Below are 21,708 nucleotides of genomic sequence, written 5' to 3'. Positions count from 1 at the left end.
CGATTCCTTTAAAAACGGTGAATGGCAAGATGGCGGATACTCAATACACATCTTTGTCTATCAAATCGGCATAAAAATGCCAGGGCCTCTAAACACAGACCCTGGCATTAATTAATGGAATATTGCTTGCATTTTTCGTAAAATCTTGTCTTGCCGATATGGAGAAGCTTTGCTGCCTCAATGCGGTTCCCTCCAGTTGCAGCCAGAGCCGATATGATTGCCTGCTTCTCCGCCTCTGCAACCGCTTCCTTCAAGGGTTTGACAGGACCGGGTGCCGGCTCAGCCGAAACAGGAATCAAATTAGGTTTAACCACTTCCTGATCCCGTAAATAGAGGGGCAAATGGAATCGTTCAATCACATTCCCATCAAGAACATTGATACAGCGTTCAAGGACATTTTCCAGCTCGCGGATATTGCCAGGCCATGTATGCTGATCGAGTGTTTGAATGACTTCTTCTGAAATCTGGATCCCCTTCCGATGGAATTGCTTTTCGAGCTTTCTAACAAGGGCCTCCGCAACCAGCTTAATGTCTCCCGTCCGTTTCCGTAAAGGCGGAATTTCAATTTTGATAACATTCAAGCGGTAATAGAGATCCTTTCGGAATTTGCCTTCCTCGACCATTTTTTCCAAATCTCGGTGAGTAGCTGTAATGATTCGGACATCAACGGGAATGGTCTTTTGCCCGCCGACTGGCTGGATCTCCTGTTCTTGAAGTACACGCAACAGTTTACTCTGCATGGCAAGAGGCATATCGCCTATTTCATCGAGAAAAATAGTTCCCTTGTTGGCAAGCTGGAATAGGCCTTTCTTGCCGCCTTTTTTTGCGCCTGTAAATGCCCCGTCTGCATAACCGAATAACTCCGATTCCAGCAAATGTTCAGGAATGCTGGCACAGTTAATTGGAACAAATGAAAAAGCTGAACGCATACTATTTTCATGAATCGAATGGGCAAACAATTCCTTCCCTGTCCCTGATTCACCAAGCAAAAGGACTGCGGAATTGCTGGCAGATATCCTCCATGCAAGATTTTTCACTTCCATAAATGCAGGGCTTGTCCCAATCAGGTCATCAAAGGCATACTTACTTGTCAATTCCTTTTCTGCCCGTTTTTTATAGTATTGCAATTCATCTACAAGCTCCTGTATCTTTGTTTTGTAGGAGTGCAATTCCTCGGGATTTCGGAACATGACAGTTCCAACAGCCCCGACCAATTCCCCGTCAACAATTAATGGAAACCGATTGGCAACCATTTCGGACCCCTTGATTTTCTGTACCACCGCAATTTCGGCTTGTCCGGTAGCCGAAACAATGTGCATCCTCGTATTTTCAATTATCTCTGTAACAGGCCGCCCAATTGCCTTTTCAACAGTGGTACCAAGAAACTCACAATAGGCATCATTTATAAAAATAATTATCCCATCCCGATCCGTAACCACGATTCTTTCTGCTGACAGGTTAATTATTTCCTCGAGCCAATCCGCAGGAATATTATCTATCCGTATCCCCACCAAATACCCCCCTATTTCGAGCCATTTCTATGTTCCTAATTATAACAAGTTAACTGGTCTTTGTGGCTAGAATTGCTTCTTTAACAAAAAAAGAAAAACCCCGTCCGTTTCTCGGACAGGATTTTTCCCGTTGAATACATCCTTACTATTGAGCTGTGTAACCGCCGTCAAGGATAACAGCCTGGCCGGTAATGCCGCGGCCTTTGTCACTTGCAAGGAAAACGGCATAGTCAGCAATTTCAGATACATCAAGAAGCCTCTTTTGTGGTACAAGCGGATAAATAACTTCTTCAAGAACACTTTCTAAAGGTACATTCCTTGTTTTTGCAAGATCGTTAAGCTGGCCACGTACAAGCGGAGTGTCAACATAACCAGGGCATAGGGCGTTAACAGTAATACCGTTCGCAGCTCCTTCAAGTGCTGCAACCTTTGTAAGGCCGATTACACCATGCTTTGCGCTGTTGTACGCAGCCTTTCCTGCGAATCCGATGACCCCGTTAATGGATGCCATATTAATGACGCGCCCGAATCCCTGTTTCTTCATAGTCGGGAATACAGCTTTGATTCCAATGAAAGGTGCTGTCAGCATAACTTTAACTAGAAACTCAAATTTTTCTGTTGGAAACTCTTCGATAGGAGCTACATATTGAAGACCTGCATTGTTTACAAGCACGTCAATTCTTCCAAAATGATCCACTGCAGTTTCGATTGCAGTTTTATATGCTTCCTCGTTGGTTACATCCGCAGGAGCTGAAAGGGCTTCAAAGCCTTCTGCCCTTAATTGCTCGGCAACCTGGTCACTCTTTTCTTTGTTCAAGTCGGAAATGACAACTTTTGCGCCTTCATGGGCGAATGTTTTGGCTATTTCTAGACCAATTCCGCTTGCAGAACCTGTTACAAATGCTACTTTTCCTTCCAATTGTTTCATAGTAAAGCCTCCCTTGAATTATTTGGCACAGTGCCTATTTCTGAAAAAACCACAGTGGGGAGAAATCTCCCCACCGGAGTTTATGGATTAAACAAGTCCAGTCAATGTGTAAAGTGTGATAACAACGAAAACAGCTAAAGTCTTGATAACAGTGATTGCAAAAATGTCTTTATATGACTGCTTGTGAGTCAGGCCAGTAACAGCTAATAGCGTGATAACGGCGCCGTTATGCGGAAGTGTATCCATACCGCCGGATGCCATTGAAACAACCCTGTGCATGACTTCAGGACTGATGTTCGCAGCCGCGATTGCAGCATTGTAGGTATCAGCCATTGCACCTAGGGCGATACTCATACCGCCGGATGCAGAACCTGTCACACCAGCAAGAACAGTAGTAGTTACTGCACCATTTACAAGCGGGTTAGTAAAAGTAGATCCAATTGCATCACTGATTTGGTGGAAGCCAGGAAGAATCGAAATAACGCCGCCGAAACCATATTCGGCACCAGTGTTCATTACAGCAAGCAATGAACCTGCGATTGCAGCATTCAAGCCTTCCTTAAAGCCAAACTTAACCTTTTTGAAGTTATAAGCAAGGCTGGCAATGATACCGATGCTAAGTGCCATCATGATGGACCAGATGGACATAGTAGACGCGACATCAACCTTATATGCATCAAGGCCAATTGCCGAGAAATCAAAACCGTTTGGATACCATTTCGGAATATACGTAATGAAAAATTTGTTTGCTACACCAACAAGGATAAGTGGAACGAATGCCAGGATTTGCCTTGAGCGGGATTGCTCAAGATTCATCTCAGCAGCCGGCTCTTGGTCGGCTTTGGCTGCTTCTGCTGCAGCAGCATTTTCTTTTCCAAAACCGTAATAACCTTCACCCGCAGCCTGGGCTGTCTTTCTTCTCCATTCAAGATAGAATAGGCCGGCAGCAAGGACAACGAGCCCGCCAATAATACCAAGGGTTGGTGCTGCATAAATGTCAGTATGGAAGAAAGTCGTTGGAATAACGTTCTGAATTTGCGGTGTACCCGGAAATGCATCCATTGTAAATGTAAATGCACCGAGTGCGATAGTACCGGGAATTAAGCGTTTCGGAATATCAGCCTGCTTGAAAATTTGAGCAGCAAAAGGATAAATGGCAAATACAGCTACAAATAGGCTGACACCGCTGTAAGTCAAGATTGCACCAAGTATTACGATAGTTAAAATTGCGCGTTTTGCTCCGAGCCAGCTAACGATTGTCTTTGCAATTGATTCAGCGATGCCGGACATTTCAACTACTTTACCGAAAATTGCCCCCAGCAAGAAGACGGCAAAATAGTTTTTAATAAAGCCTACCATCTTTTCCATGAAGACACCGGAGAAGAATGGAAGCACATTGGCTGGTTCGATAAGCACGACAGCCAACAGGGCAGCGATTGGTGCGAACAGGATGACTGAGAAGCCCCTGTAAGCCATGAACATCAAAAGGCTTAACGAAAATAAAATAATAATTAAATCCATGTAAATCCCCCTTAAAGTTTATGCTAGCCAATCCCTTCCCTTGGTAAGCGTTTCCAAGATTAGCTAGCAATCTATTATGATGCAATTTCCGTGCCAAAAAACCAAAACCATGCGCTGATCCGATTTAATTAACAGGCTGTCCTGTTTATCTTCTAGTAAACTAGTGGAAACTCAAACTGTCATTAAGAGATAGAATTCCGGCATTCCGGAAAACCGGAAGCGCTTTCAGTCCGGAATACCGGAATTTTTTTGATTTTTCTATATTTTCCTTTTTCTTATTAACGATAGATTATTATGAGAAAAAAGACTTACCCTTCCATTTCAACGACTGTTGCTATGCCTTGGCCTCCGCCTATGCATAGGGTTGCAAGTCCATAACGGGAGCCCCTGCGCTTCATTTCATGCAGTAAGGTAACAAGGACGCGTGCACCGCTTGCGCCAATTGGATGGCCGAGCGCGATTGCTCCCCCATTCACATTCAGCTTCTCTTTTGAAAACTCAAGCTCGCAGCCAACACTAAGCGCTTGGGCGGCAAATGCTTCGTTCGCTTCAATCAGGTCAATATCCTCCATGCTCAGGCCAGCAAACTGAAGAGCTTTCTTCGTTGCAGGAACAGGACCAATACCCATGATAGCGGGATCTACCCCTGCCGTCCCATTGCCTCTGATGACCGCCATTTGCGAAATCCCGAGCTCTTCAGCCTTCTCCCTGCTCATTAGGACAAGCGCGGCAGCTCCATCGTTGATTCCGGAAGCATTGGCAGCTGTAACTGTCCCATCCTTTTTAAACGCAGGCTTAAGCTTGGCAAGCCCCTCCGCTGTTACGCCTGCACGCGGGAATTCATCTGTTTCAAAGCGGAGTGGTTCACCCTTGCGTTGCGGAATTTCGACAGCAACGATTTCATCCTTGAATCTGCCTTCTTGAATTGCGGCCTCAGCTTTTTGCTGGCTCCATGCTGCAAACTCGTCCTGCTCTTCTCTTGTCAGGCCGTATTTTTCAGCAAGATTTTCTGCAGTCATTCCCATATGGTAATTGTTCATTGCACACTGTAAGCCGTCAGCAATCATGCTGTCTACCACTTTGCCGTCACCCATCCTATAGCCGGTACGGCCTTTAGGAAGAAGGTATGGAGCCATGCTCATGTTCTCCATGCCGCCTGCCACGACGATTTCTGCAGCTCCAGTCTGGATAGCCTGGGCAGCAAGATGGACAGCCTTTAATCCCGATCCGCACAACTTATTGATGGCCATTGAAGAAACTTCAATCGGAAGGCCAGCTTTTAACGCAGCCTGGCGGGCAGGGCCTTGTCCGATACCTGCCTGGAGAACGTTGCCCATAATCACTTCATCAACCTGGTCGCCAGGAATGCCGGCACGGTTAAGAGCTTCCTTGATAACGACTGCGCCAAGCTCCGTTGCAGGAGTATTACTAAGCCCGCCCATAAAATTGCCAATCGCTGTTCTAACTGCACTTACAATCACTACATCTCTCATTCTAGAATCCCCCTAAACTTTATATCAGCTTATCTGGCAGCCCCGGCAATGCCGGGGCTTTTAGATACTATTTATTTTTTGAGGTCCGGGCTGACCATAAATGAAGCCTCGGTTTTTTCCTCAACCATCTCAAGCGTTGCTCCTTCTTGCAGCTCCTCAAGAATAAGGCCGGAATCAGTTACTCTGAAAACAGCAAGCTCTGTAACAATCAGATCGACAACGCCTTTGCCGGTAAGAGGCAGTCTGCATTCTTTCAGGATTTTAGGATTGCCATTTTTCGCGACATGCTCCATTGCAACAATGACTTTCTTCGCTCCTGTAACAAGGTCCATAGCACCGCCCATTCCAGGCACCATTTTTCCTGGGACCATCCAGTTTGCAAGATTTCCATTCTCATCTACTTCCAGGCCGCCAAGGACTGTAACATCAACGTGTCCGCCACGGATTAGTTCAAATGAAAAGAGGCTATCGAAGAATGCTCCTCCAGGGAGGATTCCGGAAGGCTGTCCTCCTGCATTAACTAGATCCGGATCGATGTCACCCTCAAGCGGGCCAAGGCCGACATAGCCATTTTCAGACTGCAGGATAACATTGACATCCTCAGGCAAATAGTTTGGGACCATTGTCGGAAGGCCGATTCCAAGGTTTACAACGTCGCCATTTTGCATTTCCTTTGCTACACGGGCGGCAATTATTTGCTTTGAACTTGTTTGTTGAGATGTTGACATTATTTTTTACCTCCTGCTACCACAATTTTATCAACAAGGATTCCAGGGGTCATAACTTCATCAGGATCAATTTCCCCCACCTCAAGAATTTTGTCCACTTGGACGATTACCGTGTCTGCAGCCAATGCCATTAGCGGATTGAAGTTACGGGCAGAACGTTTATAGACCAGGTTTCCTGCCTTGTCAGCCTTATGCGCCCTCAGGATCGCTACATCTGCGCGAAGCGGTTTCTCAAGCAAATATTCGCGGCCATCAACTGTGATTTTTTCTTTTCCTTCCTCTACGACTGTACCAACACCAGTAGGAGTAAGTACCCCTCCAAGGCCGGAACCGCCTGCGCGTACTCGCTCGGCAAGCGTTCCCTGTGGAATAAGCTCGACTTCCATTTCACCGGCAATCATTTGCCTTCCGGTTTCAGGGTTTGTACCAATATGGGAAGCAATCACCTTTTTTACACGGTGTTGGGAAATTAGCGGTCCAACTCCAGTCTCGACGAAAGCGGTATCATTTGCAATCAGCGTAAGATCTTTAACATCTTTTTCTATCATGGCTTCCACTAGTTCCTGCGGAGTCCCTACACCCATAAAACCCCCAGCCATAACAGTCATTCCATCGCGGAAAATCTGTCCGGCTTCTTCCTTAGTAATAACTTTGCTCACTAGAAAAGCACCTCCGAATTATTTTAGTGAGGTTAATGTTTGCTCACACCCTTTTATAATGCAAGAAGCGTGCCAATTCTTTGTAAATCACCCCCTTATATACAATTGATAAATAAACTTGTAGTTTCCCTTATTTGAAAACCCAAATATTTTAAAAGAAATCATCCTCTTAAATAAAAATATTTTTTATTCTTGCAAAACCTTGACAGATTAATAATGTAAACGCTACCAATCTGTTTAATAATTCAGATATTTCTGATTTAGTCGTTTTTTGTCCTTGATTCCTGTTCGAAAGGGGTGTATCATACAGAAATATCAGAAAAGTCAATATATGCCTAACTATGTTTTATGTTCGCAAGAAAATCTTTCACCTTTATTTTAAAAGATTGTAAGGAGTGTTGAATTTGTCCAGCCAGTATATCTTCTTAGATGGAAAATTAGTCGACAAGCAAGAAGCCGTCGTTTCTGTATACGACCATGGTTTCCTCTACGGTGACGGAGTTTTTGAGGGAATCCGGGTTTATGAAGGGAACATATTCAGATTGGATGCCCATCTTAAAAGGCTGTATGAATCGGCTCACTCCATTAGGCTCAAGATTCCGTACTCCAATGAGGAATTTGAGCAAATCATTGTTGAAACAGTCCGTAAAAACCAATTATCCAGTGCCTATATTAGGGTCGTCGTTTCGAGAGGGATAGGAAATCTCGGCCTCGATCCCTCGTCCTGCTCCAGGCCGAATGTTATCGTCATAGCGGAGCCACTTTCGATGTACCCGAAAGAACTGTATGAACGGGGCCTGAAAATTGGTTCTGTCGCAACGAGAAGGAATCGGCCAGATGTACTAAGCCCTCAGATTAAATCTCTTAATTATTTAAATAATATCCTTGTTAAGCTTGAGGCAAACCAGGCCGGCTTGGATGAGGCATTGATGCTAAATGATCAGGGATATGTAACAGAGGGCTCGGCTGATAATATTTTCATAGTCAAAAATGGCGTTATTTTTACTCCCCCAGTTTACCTGGGAGCTTTGGAAGGAATTACCCGGAATGCAATTATCGAGCTTGCCAGAGAAGCAGGTTACGATGTCAGGGAGCAGCCATTTACAAGGCATGATGTCTATATCGCCGATGAAGTGTTCCTGACAGGGACGGCAGTGGAAGTCATTGCGGTAATTGATGTAGATACAAGGAAAATTGGCAACGGGAAACCAGGCCCTGTTACAAATCATCTTTTAGAGGAATTTAGAAAACTGGTTACCAAGGATGGCGTAAAATGTTATCCAGATGCGAAACAAAAAGCAGTCGTTGGCTAAGGAGGTCCATATGCGAAGCGATATGATCAAAAAGGGAATTGACAGGGCTCCACACCGAAGCCTGCTATATGCAACAGGAGTAAAAACAAGCGACCTTGACAAGCCCTTTATCGGGGTATGCAATTCATATATCGATATCATCCCGGGCCACAAGCATTTGAATGTTTTTGCGGAAGTTGTAAAAGAAGCCATCCGGGAAGCCGGCGGTATACCATTCGAATTCAATACGATTGGTGTTGATGATGGGATAGCAATGGGACACATTGGAATGCGCTATTCCCTCCCCAGCCGGGAAATCATTGCCGACAGTGCCGAAACTGTCATCAATGCCCATTGGTTTGACGGAGTCTTTTATATACCGAATTGCGACAAAATTACACCTGGCATGCTCATGGCAGCTGCCAGGACCAACGTCCCTTCCGTTTTTGTATCTGGAGGGCCAATGGAAGCGGGCGTTTCTTCGTCAGGTAAGCCACTCTCCCTTGTTTCGGTATTTGAAGGCGTAGGTGCCTACCATAAAGGGACCATGTCCCAGCAGGAATTGCTGGATATTGAAACAAACGCATGTCCAACTTGCGGTTCTTGTTCGGGGATGTTTACAGCAAACTCAATGAATTGCCTGATGGAAATGCTTGGAATGACGATTCCGGATAATGGGACAATTGTTGCAACATCCAATGAGCGCCACCAGCTAATCAGACAGGCAGCAAAACACTTAATCGAAATGGTCAAAAACGATATTCGCCCTCGTGACATCATGACGAAGGAAGCTTTTGATAATGCCTTTGCACTCGATATGGCCATGGGCGGCTCCACCAATACAGTATTGCATACATTAGCCATTGCCCATGAGGCAGGGATTGATTACGACCTTCACGAAATCAACCGGATTGCGGAAAAAGTGCCATACCTTTCAAAAATAAGTCCTGCCTCGGATTATTCGATGCAAGACGTTCATGATGCTGGCGGTGTTAGTGCTATTATTCACGAACTGTGCAAGATTGACGGACTGATCCATAAAGACCAAATCACAATTACGGGAAAATCCCTATATGAAAACGTTAAAGATAAAGAGATAACAAATGACAAAGTTATCAGAAGGAAAGACGATCCTTATAGTCCGGTAGGCGGATTGTCAATTCTGTTTGGCAACCTTGCTCCTGACGGCGGTGTTATTAAAGTGGGAGCTGTGGATCCTTCAATAAAGACCTTCCTTGGCGAGGCGGTCATTTTCGAATCACAGGAAGAGGCACAGGCCGGAATCGACAGCGGCCAAGTGAAACCAGGGCAAGTTGTTGTGATCCGTTACGAGGGTCCTAAAGGCGGGCCGGGAATGCCCGAGATGCTTGCACCAACCTCGGCTATTGCAGGACGAGGACTTGAAAAGGAAGTTGCCCTTATTACAGATGGCCGGTTTTCAGGAGCAAGCCGTGGAATATCCGTTGGGCACATCTCTCCAGAAGCAGCTGAAGGCGGGCCAATTGCGTTTGTTGAAAATGGCGATTTAATTATGATTGATCTTAACGCCCGTACCATTGACCTGCTCGTCGATGAGGAAGTTTTAAAGGAACGGCGCAAAAACTGGGTTAAACCCGAACCAAAAATCAAAACGGGTTACCTGGCCAAATACGCAAAACTCGTCACTTCAGCAAGCACAGGCGGAATCATGAAATTTTAACAAAATCGACTATATGAAAAATCGCAGACGGGAAAAAAGGAATAAGATCTTAGTATTCACAGAGATCCGGGGTTGCTGGAAGCCCGGAAATACTACTTATTCCGACATCGTCCCTGAGTGTTACGCCGAAAAGATTCTCTTAGTAGGCGTAACCGGGTGTTTTCCAGCACTCGTTACTAAAACCGGAGCGGTAAGTTTTTCGCTCCATGAGGCAGCAGTTGCAAGACTGCTGTGAATCCGGGTGGTACCGAGAAAAGCGTTTGCGCCTTTTCTCCCCGAAGTACACGCTGAAAACCAGCAGTATTTTCGTGGGAGAAAAGGCTTTTTTATTGCATTCACAAAGACGGGCGATTTAGCCAAATACAAAAAAACAGGAGGTTATCACGTGAAAGTGGAAGCGATGCCGGTAATGGAACCGGCCGTAACGCCAAAGACAGGGGCCGATATCTTAATTGAATCATTGCTGAATGAAGGTGTTGATACGGTTTTCGGATATCCAGGCGGTGCTGTATTGCCAATTTATGATGCCATTTATCGGGCGAAAGGAAAATTACAGCATCTTTTGTTCCGGCATGAACAAGGTTCCATCCATGCTGCCGAAGGTTTCGCGAGAGTAACAGGCAAACCGGGGGTCGTGATTGCGACGTCGGGACCCGGAGCTACCAACCTGATTACCGGGATTACTGACGCAATGATGGACTCATTGCCCCTGGTCATTTTTACAGGCCAAGTGGCAACCGGAGTGATCGGAACGGATGCCTTCCAGGAAGCTGATATTATCGGCATCACAACGCCTATCACAAAACATAACTATCAGGTCCGGTCCATTGCAGATTTGCCAAGGGTTATTAAAGAAGCTTTCCATATCGCTTCTACCGGCCGGCCAGGCCCGGTCGTCATCGATATTCCGAAAGACATATCAGGAAATCCCGTTAATGGAGAGTTTCCTAGTGATTTTCACTTGCCTGGGTATCAGCCGACCACAAAGCCGAATCCACTGCAAATCGTTAAGCTGGCAGATGCCTTATCCAAAGCAAAAAGGCCGATTATCCTTGCAGGTGCCGGCATCCTTCATGGGAAGGCTTCCGTGGAACTAATTAAGTTGGCTGAAAAGCACCAGCTTCCTGTTACAACAACGCTGCTGGGGCTCGGCAGTTTTCCAGGGAACCACCCCCTTGCGCTCGGAATGGCTGGGATGCACGGAACTTTCACAGCGAACATGGCCCTGTATGAATGCGACCTACTACTCAATATCGGTGCCCGATTTGATGACAGGCTGACAGGCAACCTTAAACACTTTGCCCCACAAGCGACGGTTGCCCATATTGATATTGATCCAGCGGAAATAGGAAAAAATGTCCCGACCAGCATCCCGATCGTTGCAGACGCACGGCAAGCTTTGATAGAACTCTTGAAGCAGGAATTTACCATTACACAGCATACGGAATGGTTAGAAAAACTCGAAGTTAACAAGAGCCAATTCCCTCTTTGGTATCAAAAATACGATGAGTCGATCAGTCCGCAGGAGCTTATCGAAAAGGTGCATCAGTTTACCAATGGCGAGGCAATTGTTGTAACGGATGTTGGCCAGCACCAGATGTGGGCTGCCCAGTATTATACCCTTTCTAAGCCGGATCGCTGGGTTACTTCGGGAGGCCTTGGCACAATGGGATTCGGGTTTCCGGCAGCAATAGGCGCCCAGCTGGCAGACCCGGAAAGGACAGTTGTAGCATTAGTCGGTGACGGAGGTTTCCAGATGACTCTCCAGGAACTTGGTGTTCTGCAGGAAAGGAACTTGCCTGTCAAAGTTGTCATTGTCAACAATGGAGCACTTGGTATGGTTCGGCAATGGCAGCAGGAGTTTTATGGTGAACGGTATTCAGAGTCCCTCCTCCCTGTCCAGCCTGATTTCGTGAAATTGGCTGAAAGCTATTCAATAAAAGGAGTAAGGATTGATTCCGCTGACCAGCTGTCGACCCTCCTCCCTGAAGCACTTGCTTTTCCAGGCCCGGTTGTTGTGGATTGCCGCGTTGTACCAACCGAGAATGTCAATCCAATGGTCGCCCCTGGCAAAGGTCTCCACGAAATGATAGGAGTGAAACCATGAAACGGATTATTACATTGATAGTTCAGAATAAGAGCGGTGTACTAAACCGCGTGACTGGCCTGCTCCAGCGGCGTCAATTCAATATTGAAAGCATCACTGTCGGAGCAACCGAAGTCGAGGGATTATCAAAAATGACTCTCGTAGTGGAGGTTGAAGATAGCCAAAAGGTTGAGCAGTTAACGAAACAACTCCACAAACAGATAGATGTTCTTAAGGTCTCCGATATCACAGATAAGTCCGTGGTTTCAAGAGAGCTTGCCCTGATTAGGGTTTCATGCAACGGCCAGCTTCGCAGGGAAATAACCGAAATAATTGAGCCCTTTCGTGCGGCTGTGATCGACGTTGCTAAAGACAGCATCGCCATCCAAGTAACTGGTAAACCTGAAAAAATCGAAGCGCTGGTTGACCTATTACGGCCATATGGAATTAAGGAAATAGCCAGGACAGGGCTAACCGCGCTTTTGCGTGGCAGCCAGCAAAACTTCTCGGAGCTGCCCGCCTATTCGTTTCATAAATAAAGTGTCATGCTAAGGCGCCAGAGTACTTGTGTTCAATGAATTTTATATAAAACAATCAATCTTAAAAATCGGAAGGATGGATCAATAATGGCAAAGGTACTTTACAATCAGGATATTTTGGAAGAGGTTTTAAAATCGAAAAAAATCGCAGTAATTGGTTACGGCTCTCAGGGCCACGCCCATGCGCTGAACCTGAAGGAAAGCGGCTTTGATGTGGTTGTCGGAGTAAGGCCGGGCAAGTCATGGAACAAAGCTCAGGAAGATGGGCTGGACGTGCGCCCAGTTGGCGAAGCTACAGCGCAGGCAGATGTAGTCATGGTTCTGCTTCCTGATGAACAGCAGCCTAAAGTTTATGAGGAGAGCATTAAAGATAACCTTAAGCCTGGCGCGGCACTGGTTTTTGCACATGGATTCAATATCCACTTTACCCAGGTCGTCCCTCCTGCCAATGTCGATGTTTTTCTTGTCGCACCAAAAGGCCCCGGCCACCTCGTGCGCAGGACATACCAGGAAGGAGCCGGTGTCCCTGCACTTTTTGCGGTACACCAGGACTACACCGGCCAGGCACGCGAAATTGCCCTCGCTTATGCAAAAGGAATTGGCTCTGCCCGCGCAGGTGTGCTTGAAACCTCCTTCCAGGAGGAAACAGAAACAGATCTGTTCGGCGAACAAGCGGTCCTCTGCGGCGGACTGACGAGCTTAGTTAAAGCTGGATTTGAAACATTGACCGAGGCGGGTTACCAGCCTGAAGTTGCTTATTTCGAGTGTCTGCATGAACTGAAGCTGATTGTCGATTTGATGTATGAAGGCGGCCTTGAAAATATGCGCTACTCCATCTCAGATACAGCCCAATGGGGTGACTTTGTATCCGGCCCTCGTGTCGTAAACGATGAAACGAAAGCACGGATGAAAGAAGTGCTCCATGACATCCAAACTGGTGTCTTCGCAAAGAGCTGGATTCTTGAAAACCAAGTCAACCGCCCGCAATTCAATGCAATTAATGCAAAAGAAAACAACCATCCAATCGAGAAAGTAGGCCGTGAGCTTCGTGAGTTAATGCCATTCGTTAAACCGCAGCAAAAGGCAAAGGTCCTTAATTAGCCACTGGAACTATTCGAGAAGGAAATCCGGCCCTTTCCCCCAATAAGGAGAGGGCCCAAATCCAAAGAGAGGAATGGGAAAAAGGAATGTCCAACAAAATCCTCGTTTTTGATACGACTTTGCGCGATGGGGAGCAATCACCTGGCGTAAACCTTAACAAGCTTGAAAAACTGGAAATCGCCAAGCAGCTTGAACGGTTCGGAGTAAATGTAATGGAAGCTGGATTCCCGGCATCCTCACAAGGCGACTTCGAGGCAGTCCGAAATATCGCCCAGACGGTGAGAAATGTTTCGATCGCAGGCCTTGCCAGGGCTACGGTTTCTGACATTGACATAACATGGGAAGCGCTGAAAGAAGCAGAGGCTCCCCGCCTGCATGTCTTCTTGGCAACCTCTCCCATTCACATGACATACAAGCTGAAAAAATCGCCTGAACAAGTCATGGAGCTGGCAGTAAATATGGTGCGGCACGGGGCAAGCAAATTTCCTTACGTTGAATGGTCAGCCGAGGATGCATCCCGTTCCGATCTTGATTTTCTTGTAAGAATCATTGAAAAAGTGATCGATGCAGGGGCGAAAGTCATCAATCTTCCAGATACTGTTGGATATGCAACCCCCGAAGACTATGGACGAATGTTCAGGTATGTCAAAGAACATGTTCCAAACATTGATAAAGCGATTCTTTCCGCACATTGCCACAACGACCTTGGAATGGCCATAGCCAATTCAATGGCAGCCATTGAAAATGGCGCAACCCAGGTTGAGGGAACAATAAATGGAATTGGTGAACGCGCCGGCAATGCTGCACTAGAGGAGTTCGCAGTCGCACTGGCGATCCGGAATGACAAGTATCCGTTCTCAACGAGCCTTGAATTAAAAGAGATTAAGAGGACGAGTGATTTAGTCCGGAAACTCACGGGGATGGCAATTGCCCCGAATAAAGCGGTTGTTGGGCAGAATGCATTTGCACATGAATCAGGAATCCATCAAGACGGTGTTCTAAAACATGCCCAAACATATGAAATAATCACTCCCTCGATGGTTGGGATACAGTCTAATGACCTAGTGCTTGGTAAGCATTCCGGCCGCCATGCGTTTAAGGATAAAATCGAACAGCTCGGTTTTGACTTGACAGAGGAAAAAATCGAGGAAGCATTCAAGGATTTTAAATCGTTGACCGATAAAAAGAAAGAGGTAACCGAGGAGGATCTTCTTACGATTCTGACCGAAATCCAGACATCCATTGCGGATTTGAAAAAGTATGATCTGCTCGCCTATCAGGTCCAATCCGGATCAATCAATCTCCCGACTGCTACAGTAGCACTTAGGACTCCGGAAGGAATTAGGGTTGAAACAGCACGGACCGGAAAAGGGCCAGTCGAGGCACTCTTCAATACTCTCGAGGAACTGATCAAGGAGAAAATCCATCTTACCAGATACCATTTAAATTCGGTTGGCCAAGGCCGTGATGCGCTAGCCGAGGTTCATGTAAAAATGACCGTCAATGGGATTCCTGTAAGCGGACGCGGTTCTTCTCAGGATGTGCTTGAAGCCTCGGCAAGAGCCTTCCTGAACGCAGTCAACAGAGTTTTTTACAACAAAAATTATAAAGTGATGGAAACTGTGAACAGTTAAAAACTTCAATTTGTACTCAAAAGTTCGGTTGGTGGACATTTTGTCCTGTCACACGCTTCAACTTGTACTCGAAATCTATGGTCGGTGACATTTCGTCCTTATTCAAGGGCTGGCTTTTTAATAATAAGGGAGGGCATTGCCATGAAAAAACATATCGTCCTGCTTCCCGGGGATGGAATCGGAGCAGAAGTCATCAATGCTGCACAGGAAGTTTTGACCGCAATTGCAGAAGAATACAATCATTCTTTCAGCTTTGAAATCCACGAAATTGGAGGGGCAGCGATTGATCGTCATGGCACTCCCCTACCTGAAGAAACTGTAGCTGCTTGCAAAAAAGCCGATGCCGTCCTCTTGGGAGCGGTTGGAGGACCAAAATGGGATCAGAATCCATCTCATCTAAGGCCGGAAAAAGGGTTGCTCGGAATTAGGAAAGCACTTGGCCTATTTGCCAATTTAAGGCCAGTAAAAGGATTTGACCAGTTGTTGCACGCATCCCCCCTCAAAGAAGAGGTTGTTAAAGGAAGCGATCTGCTAATTGTTAGGGAACTTACTGGCGGGTTATATTTCGGGACTCCTAGCGAGCGCCAAAATGGCGGGAACGCGGTCGTCGATACCCTTTTCTATACGCGACAGGAGATTGAAAGAATTGTAGACACAGCATTCCACTGTGCCAGGCAGCGCCGAAATCTCCTTACATCCGTTGACAAAGCAAATGTCCTGGAATCAAGTAAGCTATGGAGGGAAATCGTCGAAGAGAAAAAACAGCAGTATCCTGACGTGACGGTAGAACACCAGCTTGTTGATTCAGCTGCCATGAAGCTGATTACGAACCCTTCCCACTTCGATGTCATCGTCACAGAGAATATGTTCGGTGATATCTTAAGTGACGAGGCTTCGGTTTTGACAGGTTCATTGGGAATGCTCCCTTCTGCCAGCCTAAGAGAGGATGGTTTTGGACTTTACGAGCCTGTCCATGGATCGGCACCGGACATTGCCGGAAAAGGAATTGCCAATCCGGTTGCGATGGTGCTTTCCGCAGCCATGATGCTAAGGCACTCATTTGGACTTGAAGAGGAAGCTAAAGATATTGAGGTTACAGTCGAATCCATCCTAAAAGCAGGTTTCCACACTGCAGATGTCCGAATTGAATCTGGCCAAAAAGTCAGCACAGATGAGATGACACTATTAATCACAGAAACAATTAAAACAAGAAGCGCATCCAACTGCATTATGAGCTGCTATGCATAAGAAAAGCGGAAGCGCCTTGGTCAGGGGCGACAAGCACTCCTCGAAAAAGCTAAAGCATTTTCTTCGTGCGAGGTTTATGCTTTCGAAGCTTACCCTTGTGGGGGGCCTGAAGTGGAAGTCGTTCTTTGACTTCAACTGAAGGACCGAAGCGACCTCGAGCCCCTAGGCGCTGCAGTTGGACAATTCTCTAGAAGATTATGACATTCTTTTAGCTTATAGAAGGAGGTACTCCATGACTGCCAAAACGATAATTGAAAAAATATGGGAAAGGCACGTGGTCCATCAAGAAGCAGGTAAGCCCGATCTATTGTATATTGACTTGCACCTAGTCCACGAGGTTACCTCCCCTCAGGCATTTGAAGGCCTGAGAATGAACGGTCGGAAAGTCCGCCGCCCGGACCGGACCTTTGCTACGATGGATCATAACGTACCAACTAAAGACCAATCAGTTATTAGGGACTTAATATCAAGGAAACAAATTGACACCTTAATCCAGAACTGCCAGGAATTTAACATTCCGCTTGCGGATATCCATCATCCCGATAATGGAATTGTCCATGTCATCGGCCCTGAGCTCGGCTTGACTCAGCCTGGAAAGACAATCGTCTGCGGTGACAGCCATACATCAACCCATGGAGCGTTTGGGGCTCTTGCATTCGGTATCGGAACAAGCGAAGTTGAACATGTGCTTGCCACTCAAACACTCTGGCAGCAGCGGCCAAAAACGATGAATGTAAAGGTTAATGGAAAGCTTGGATTCGGTGTGACGGCGAAGGACTTGATTTTGGCGATTATCGGCAAATTCGGCGTCCGTTTCGGCACTGGATATGTCATGGAGTATACGGGCGAGGCAATCCGTTCCCTTTCCATGGAGGAAAGGATGACTGTCTGCAATATGTCGATTGAGGCTGGCGCACGTGCCGGTTTGATTACTCCGGATGAAACAACCTTCGAATACCTGCGCGGGAAAAGACATGTTCCTCAGGGAGAGGCTTTTGAAGAGGCTGTAGAAAAGTGGCGCGCACTTGCTACCGATGAAGGAGCTGTCTACGATAAAACAGTCGAAATCGACGCCTCTGAAATCGCCCCTCAGGTAACCTGGGGAACCAATCCAGGAATGTGTATTCCAGTAGATGCAGCCATTCCTGCACCGGAATCAGCACGGACAGAAAATGAACGAAATGAAATTGAGCGTGCCCTTGAGTATATGGGACTAGAAGCAGGAAAGCCTATTTCTTCTGTCACCGTCGAGCATGTATTTATCGGCTCCTGTACCAATTCAAGGCTAAGTGACCTTCGCAGGGCAGCTACGGTTATCCGAGGGAAAACCGTTAATCCTTCAGTCCGAGCCATCGTCGTTCCCGGTTCAAAGAGTGTGAAGGCTGCTGCTGAAAAGGAAGGCTTAGATGCTATTTTTAAAAACGCTGGTTTTGAGTGGCGCGATGCTGGCTGCAGTATGTGCCTTGCAATGAACGATGACTATGTCCCACCTGGTGAGCGCTGTGCATCGACATCCAACCGGAATTTCGAAGGACGTCAGGGAACAGGTGCACGAACTCACCTGGTCAGCCCTGAAATGGCGGCAGCCGCTGCGATTGAAGGCCATTTCGTTGATATTCGGGAATACGCTGCTGTGGAGGTGCTATAAATGGAGCCAATTACAGTTCATACGGGCCTTGTATATCCTCTTAACAGAAGCAATGTCGACACGGATCAAATCATACCGAAACAATTTTTGAAACGAATCGAGCGCCAGGGGTTCGGCCAGTTCTTGTTTTACAACTGGCGGTTTGACTTTGATGGAAATCCGCGCGAGGATTTCTCGCTTAACTCGGAAAAATATAACGGCGCCTCTATCATTATCGCAGATGAAAATTTTGGATGCGGCTCCTCCCGTGAACATGCGCCTTGGGCTCTGCTTGACTATGGCTTTAAGGTCATCATCGCCCCGAGCTTTGCCGATATTTTTAAAAACAATTGCCTGAAAAATGGGATTCTGGCAATTGAAATGGCAGCCGATCAAGTCCAATCCCTTTTGAAAAAGGCTGAGGATGAGAGTTATTATTTAACAGTCAACCTCGAGGAGCAGACAGTACAGGATTCAGGTGGGTTTTCCTATCACTTTGATATCCCTGCCTACAATAAGGAAATGCTCTTAAACGGGCTTGATGATATTGGAATTACCCTAAAATACGAAGAAAAAATATTAGCTTTTGAAAATAACAGATAAACCGGATTAAACAACAAGCGTTAATAAGGAGAGTGACTCACTTGGGGATTGTTTAACGACTAATATGATTTCAGAAGCGATGGAGTATTTGGCAAACACCGTATATCGGACACCGCTTACTACCTCTACGTTTATAAACAAATTGGCTGGGACCAATATTTATTTTAAAATGGAGAATCAGCAAAAAACTGGTGCCTTTAAAATCCGTGGGGCCAGCTACAAAATGGCACGTTTGTCGGCAAAAGAAGCTGAAAAAGGTGTGGTCGCCGCATCTGCCGGCAATCATGCCCAGGGAGTGGCACTGGCAGCTTCAAAACGCGGGATTCCGGCAAAAATTTATATGCCTGCGAGTACCCCTGCCGCAAAGGTCCAGGCTACCGAATCATATGGGGCCAAAGCTGTGCTCACAGGTATGTCCTTTGAAGAGGCATTTTCCGCTGCCTGCCAGGAGCAGCAAAGGACAGGTAGTCACTTCATCCATCCGTTTGATGATTATGAGGTAATGGCTGGGCAGGGTACGATTGCGGTTGAAATGCTCTGCCAGGAACCTAGCCTTGACACTATCATCGTACCAGTCGGCGGGGGAGGCCTGATTAGCGGCGTTGCTGTAGCCGTAAAGCATCTTAACCCCAAAATCCGTATTATAGGTGTTCAAGCTGAAGGTGCAAAGGCAATGCACGATCACTTCCATGGCTATCCCCCCACGGTGGCTGCGACCGCCAAGACAATTGCTGAGGGGATTGCGGTAAAAACTCCCGGAAAGTTGACCCTGCCAATCATCCAGAATTATGTTGACGATATGGTTAAAGTAAGCGAGATCGATATCGCAGCTGCCATGATGCTATTGCTCGAAAGGAAAAAAACGTTAGTCGAAGGTGCAGGAGCTGCAGCATTTGCAGCCCTTCTTGCCCATCGTGGGACAATCCGCTCCAAAAATTGCGGGATTATTGTCAGTGGGGGTAACTTGGATATAACTAGCCTTGGGTATATCCACCAGCTTGCTAACAGTGGCCAATTATCCTTGCTTGCATAACTTTTTAAAGCCGAGACAGGAGGGCTCCTTAGGGGCCCTCCTACTGTTTTTCCACAATTACCTTAGATTTCTGCCCTCGCATTCTTGTAGGGTGTTTGCCTGTTCATGTGCCATCCTTCCCCCTCTCTAGGCGTATTTTCACCACCAAAGCATTCATGTACTGTACGAATTTCACGTACATTAGGGTTTGAATTCCGACAAAATCCGGTTCTTTTTCCAAATAATTTAACTGTATCCCCCCTTTAATGCAGGTCTCTAAACCTAACAAATTGGTGCAATTACTATATGATAAGGGTAGAGTATATTATCTTTTGTTTTGTGCAGTTAGGAGGAGAACGATTGGTGTTTTCAAATCTTCACAGAAAAGGAATTAAAGATAAATTTACATCAGATTATTTCGATATTCTTATTATCGGCGGCGGAATTACAGGTGCCGGGATTGCTCTCGATGCCACAACAAGGGGTATGTCAGTTGGACTGGTTGAAATGCAGGACTTTGCGGCTGGCACTTCCAGTCGATCAACAAAACTGGTCCACGGCGGGCTAAGGTATTTAAAGCAATTTGAAGTAAAAATGGTTGCTGAAGTTGGCAGAGAACGGGCAATTGTATATGAAAACGGCCCTCATGTGACGACACCGGAATGGATGCTCCTTCCTTTCCATAAGGGCGGAACATTCGGCAGTTTCACAACTTCGATTGGATTAATGGCCTATGATTTCCTTGCTGGTGTTAAAAAAGGCGAGCGCAGGATGATGCTTTCAGCCGAAAAAACGCTTGATAGGGAGCCACTTATTAAAAGAGATGGTCTTCGAGGCGGCGGATTTTACGTCGAGTACCGGACTGACGATGCCCGATTAACCATTGAGGTCATGAAAAAAGCTGTTGAAAAAGGGGCTGCCACACTGAATTACGCAAAGGTGAAAAAGCTTTTGTATAATGAAGGAATTGTGAGTGGTGCGGTTGTTGAGGATGTTTTGACTGGTGAAGAATTTGAGGTCCGAGCAAAGAAGATCGTCAATGCGACAGGTCCTTGGGTCGATAACGTGAGGGTTTTGGATAACTCAAAGAAAGGTAAGTTCCTGAGGTTATCCAAAGGTGTCCATATCGTCATTGATCAATCCCGCTTCCCGCTCAGACAGGCAATTTATTTTGATACACCGGACGGGCGGATGGTTTTCGCAATTCCTCGTGAAGGTAAGGCGTACGTTGGGACAACCGATACCTTCTACGAAGGCGATCCTGCTAACCCGGAAATAACAGAGGCTGACCGAACTTATCTCCTGAAGGCAATCGATTATATGTTCCCGAATGTAAATATAACTGAAAAAGACATTGAGTCTACCTGGGCAGGTGTCAGACCCCTTATTTACGAGGAAGGAAAAGCACCATCCGAGATTTCCAGAAAGGATGAAATCTGGGAATCCGAAACCGGGCTGATTACAATCGCTGGCGGGAAACTGACCGGCTACCGGAAAATGGCGGAGACAATTACGGATTTGCTTGCAGAGAAGCTTAAAGCGGCAGATGGGAGAAAGTTACCGTCTTGCCAGACAAAACACCTTCCCATTTCCGGCGGCGATGTCGGCGGGGCGGCTATGTTTGAAACGTTTGTTGAGTCTCAAACTTTAGCAGGGGTGGAGACAGGTTTAACAGCAGGAGAAGCCCGGCATCTTTCCCGAATGTATGGATCCAATGCACCCAGAGTATTTGAGCTTGCCACTAATCATAAGGAGGAGGCTTCCCGTTTCAGGCTGCCATCCGTCCTCTTTGCAAAACTGGTCTACGCCATTGAAGAGGAAATGGCCATAACCCCTATTGATTTCTTTAACCGAAGGACAGGTGCAATTCTATTCGATATTCAAACAGTTGTAGAATGGAAGAATGCTGTAGTCGATTACTTTGCTTATCGATTTGGGTGGAATGGTAAAGAAAAACAGAGGCAGCTGGCCGACCTTGAAAAGGCAATTGCGGAGGCTGCCGGGACTTCTCAGTAATCCTTTATTAA

The 21,708-nt window shown here is 46.4% G+C and carries 17 protein-coding genes; 11 read left to right on the top strand and 6 right to left on the bottom strand.

The genetic code is table 11. The annotated features are described in order from the left end of the window. Positions 1–107: 107 nt before the first annotated feature. The 6 genes from A8F94_RS20670 to atoD form a co-directional block, all read right to left on the bottom strand. Positions 108–1,511 (bottom strand): sigma-54 interaction domain-containing protein, encoded by a 1,404-nt coding sequence (locus tag A8F94_RS20670; protein ID WP_077247846.1) that lies wholly within the window; start codon positions 1,509–1,511, stop codon positions 108–110. Positions 1,512–1,656: 145 nt separating this feature from the next. Then, entirely contained in the window at positions 1,657–2,439 is a 783-nt protein-coding gene (locus A8F94_RS20665; RefSeq protein ID WP_066204775.1) for a 3-hydroxybutyrate dehydrogenase, read from the bottom strand. Between the two features lie 87 nt (positions 2,440–2,526). Continuing rightward, a complete protein-coding gene (locus A8F94_RS20660) occupies positions 2,527–3,960 on the bottom strand; it encodes a GntP family permease (RefSeq protein ID WP_066204773.1) in 1,434 nt (477 codons plus the stop codon). 308 nt (positions 3,961–4,268) lie between these two features. Further along, a complete protein-coding gene (locus A8F94_RS20655) occupies positions 4,269–5,453 on the bottom strand; it encodes an acetyl-CoA C-acetyltransferase (protein WP_066204771.1) in 1,185 nt (394 codons plus the stop codon). Positions 5,454–5,524: 71 nt separating this feature from the next. Further along, positions 5,525–6,181, bottom strand: coding sequence for a CoA transferase subunit B (locus tag A8F94_RS20650; RefSeq protein ID WP_066204768.1), 657 nt, complete (start codon positions 6,179–6,181; stop codon positions 5,525–5,527). Beyond that, positions 6,181–6,840 carry an acetate CoA-transferase subunit alpha gene (gene atoD, locus A8F94_RS20645; protein WP_077247845.1) on the bottom strand — a complete coding sequence of 220 codons (660 nt, stop codon included), beginning with the start codon at positions 6,838–6,840 and terminating at the stop codon, positions 6,181–6,183. Before atoD ends, A8F94_RS20650 begins: the two co-directional genes overlap by 1 nt. A gap of 404 nt (positions 6,841–7,244) precedes the next feature. Between atoD and ilvE the strand changes: the two genes are divergently transcribed. The 11 genes from ilvE to A8F94_RS20590 all read left to right on the top strand — a co-directional run bounded on the left by ilvE (position 7,245) and on the right by A8F94_RS20590 (position 21,697). Next, on the top strand, positions 7,245–8,153 hold the full coding sequence (gene ilvE, locus A8F94_RS20640) for a branched-chain-amino-acid transaminase (protein ID WP_066204766.1): 909 nt from the start codon (positions 7,245–7,247) through the stop codon (positions 8,151–8,153). 10 nt (positions 8,154–8,163) lie between these two features. Continuing rightward, on the top strand, positions 8,164–9,831 hold the full coding sequence (gene ilvD / locus A8F94_RS20635) for a dihydroxy-acid dehydratase (RefSeq protein ID WP_066204762.1): 1,668 nt from the start codon (positions 8,164–8,166) through the stop codon (positions 9,829–9,831). A gap of 400 nt (positions 9,832–10,231) precedes the next feature. Beyond that, a complete protein-coding gene (gene ilvB / locus A8F94_RS20630) occupies positions 10,232–11,938 on the top strand; it encodes an acetolactate synthase large subunit (RefSeq protein ID WP_066205197.1) in 1,707 nt (568 codons plus the stop codon). Further along, positions 11,935–12,456, top strand: coding sequence for an acetolactate synthase small subunit (gene ilvN, locus A8F94_RS20625; protein WP_066204759.1), 522 nt, complete (start codon positions 11,935–11,937; stop codon positions 12,454–12,456). The genes ilvB and ilvN overlap by 4 nt, the downstream gene beginning before the upstream one ends. A gap of 87 nt (positions 12,457–12,543) precedes the next feature. Next, positions 12,544–13,557, top strand: a complete 1,014-nt coding sequence (gene ilvC, locus A8F94_RS20620) for a ketol-acid reductoisomerase (protein ID WP_066204754.1) — start codon at positions 12,544–12,546, stop codon at positions 13,555–13,557. A gap of 86 nt (positions 13,558–13,643) precedes the next feature. Next, on the top strand, positions 13,644–15,191 hold the full coding sequence (locus tag A8F94_RS20615) for a 2-isopropylmalate synthase (RefSeq protein ID WP_066204751.1): 1,548 nt from the start codon (positions 13,644–13,646) through the stop codon (positions 15,189–15,191). A 141-nt stretch (positions 15,192–15,332) separates the two neighbouring features. Beyond that, entirely contained in the window at positions 15,333–16,439 is a 1,107-nt protein-coding gene (leuB, locus tag A8F94_RS20610) for a 3-isopropylmalate dehydrogenase (RefSeq protein ID WP_066204748.1), read from the top strand. Between the two features lie 232 nt (positions 16,440–16,671). Next, complete coding sequence (gene leuC / locus A8F94_RS20605; protein ID WP_066204745.1) at positions 16,672–18,087, top strand: 3-isopropylmalate dehydratase large subunit; 1,416 nt, start codon at positions 16,672–16,674, stop codon at positions 18,085–18,087. After that, complete coding sequence (gene leuD, locus A8F94_RS20600; protein WP_066204742.1) at positions 18,088–18,669, top strand: 3-isopropylmalate dehydratase small subunit; 582 nt, start codon at positions 18,088–18,090, stop codon at positions 18,667–18,669. A gap of 64 nt (positions 18,670–18,733) precedes the next feature. Then, a complete protein-coding gene (gene ilvA, locus A8F94_RS20595) occupies positions 18,734–19,702 on the top strand; it encodes a threonine ammonia-lyase (protein WP_254660918.1) in 969 nt (322 codons plus the stop codon). A 339-nt stretch (positions 19,703–20,041) separates the two neighbouring features. Then, positions 20,042–21,697, top strand: a complete 1,656-nt coding sequence (locus A8F94_RS20590; protein ID WP_066204739.1) for a glycerol-3-phosphate dehydrogenase/oxidase — start codon at positions 20,042–20,044, stop codon at positions 21,695–21,697. The last annotated feature ends 11 nt before the right edge of the window (positions 21,698–21,708 follow it).

It is taken from the genome of Bacillus sp. FJAT-27225, assembly GCF_001685025.1.
Taxonomy (GTDB): Bacteria; Bacillota; Bacilli; order Bacillales; family Cytobacillaceae; genus Bacillus_D.
This window is presented reverse-complemented; position numbering and strand designations above follow the sequence as displayed.

Excerpts from the sequence above, each read along its gene's own strand:
- A8F94_RS20665 (WP_066204775.1), bottom strand. The coding sequence starts at position 2,439 with ATGAAACAATTGGAAGGAAAAGTAGCATTTGTAACAGGTTCTGCAAGC.
- A8F94_RS20660 (WP_066204773.1), bottom strand. The coding sequence starts at position 3,960 with ATGGATTTAATTATTATTTTATTTTCGTTAAGCCTTTTGATGTTCATG.
- A8F94_RS20655 (WP_066204771.1), bottom strand. The coding sequence starts at position 5,453 with ATGAGAGATGTAGTGATTGTAAGTGCAGTTAGAACAGCGATTGGCAAT.
- A8F94_RS20650 (WP_066204768.1), bottom strand. The coding sequence starts at position 6,181 with ATGTCAACATCTCAACAAACAAGTTCAAAGCAAATAATTGCCGCCCGT.
- ilvD (WP_066204762.1), top strand. The coding sequence starts at position 8,164 with ATGCGAAGCGATATGATCAAAAAGGGAATTGACAGGGCTCCACACCGA.
- ilvB (WP_066205197.1), top strand. The coding sequence starts at position 10,232 with ATGCCGGTAATGGAACCGGCCGTAACGCCAAAGACAGGGGCCGATATC.
- ilvN (WP_066204759.1), top strand. The coding sequence starts at position 11,935 with ATGAAACGGATTATTACATTGATAGTTCAGAATAAGAGCGGTGTACTA.
- ilvC (WP_066204754.1), top strand. The coding sequence starts at position 12,544 with ATGGCAAAGGTACTTTACAATCAGGATATTTTGGAAGAGGTTTTAAAA.
- A8F94_RS20615 (WP_066204751.1), top strand. The coding sequence starts at position 13,644 with ATGTCCAACAAAATCCTCGTTTTTGATACGACTTTGCGCGATGGGGAG.
- leuB (WP_066204748.1), top strand. The coding sequence starts at position 15,333 with ATGAAAAAACATATCGTCCTGCTTCCCGGGGATGGAATCGGAGCAGAA.
- leuC (WP_066204745.1), top strand. The coding sequence starts at position 16,672 with ATGACTGCCAAAACGATAATTGAAAAAATATGGGAAAGGCACGTGGTC.
- leuD (WP_066204742.1), top strand. The coding sequence starts at position 18,088 with ATGGAGCCAATTACAGTTCATACGGGCCTTGTATATCCTCTTAACAGA.
- ilvA (WP_254660918.1), top strand. The coding sequence starts at position 18,734 with ATGATTTCAGAAGCGATGGAGTATTTGGCAAACACCGTATATCGGACA.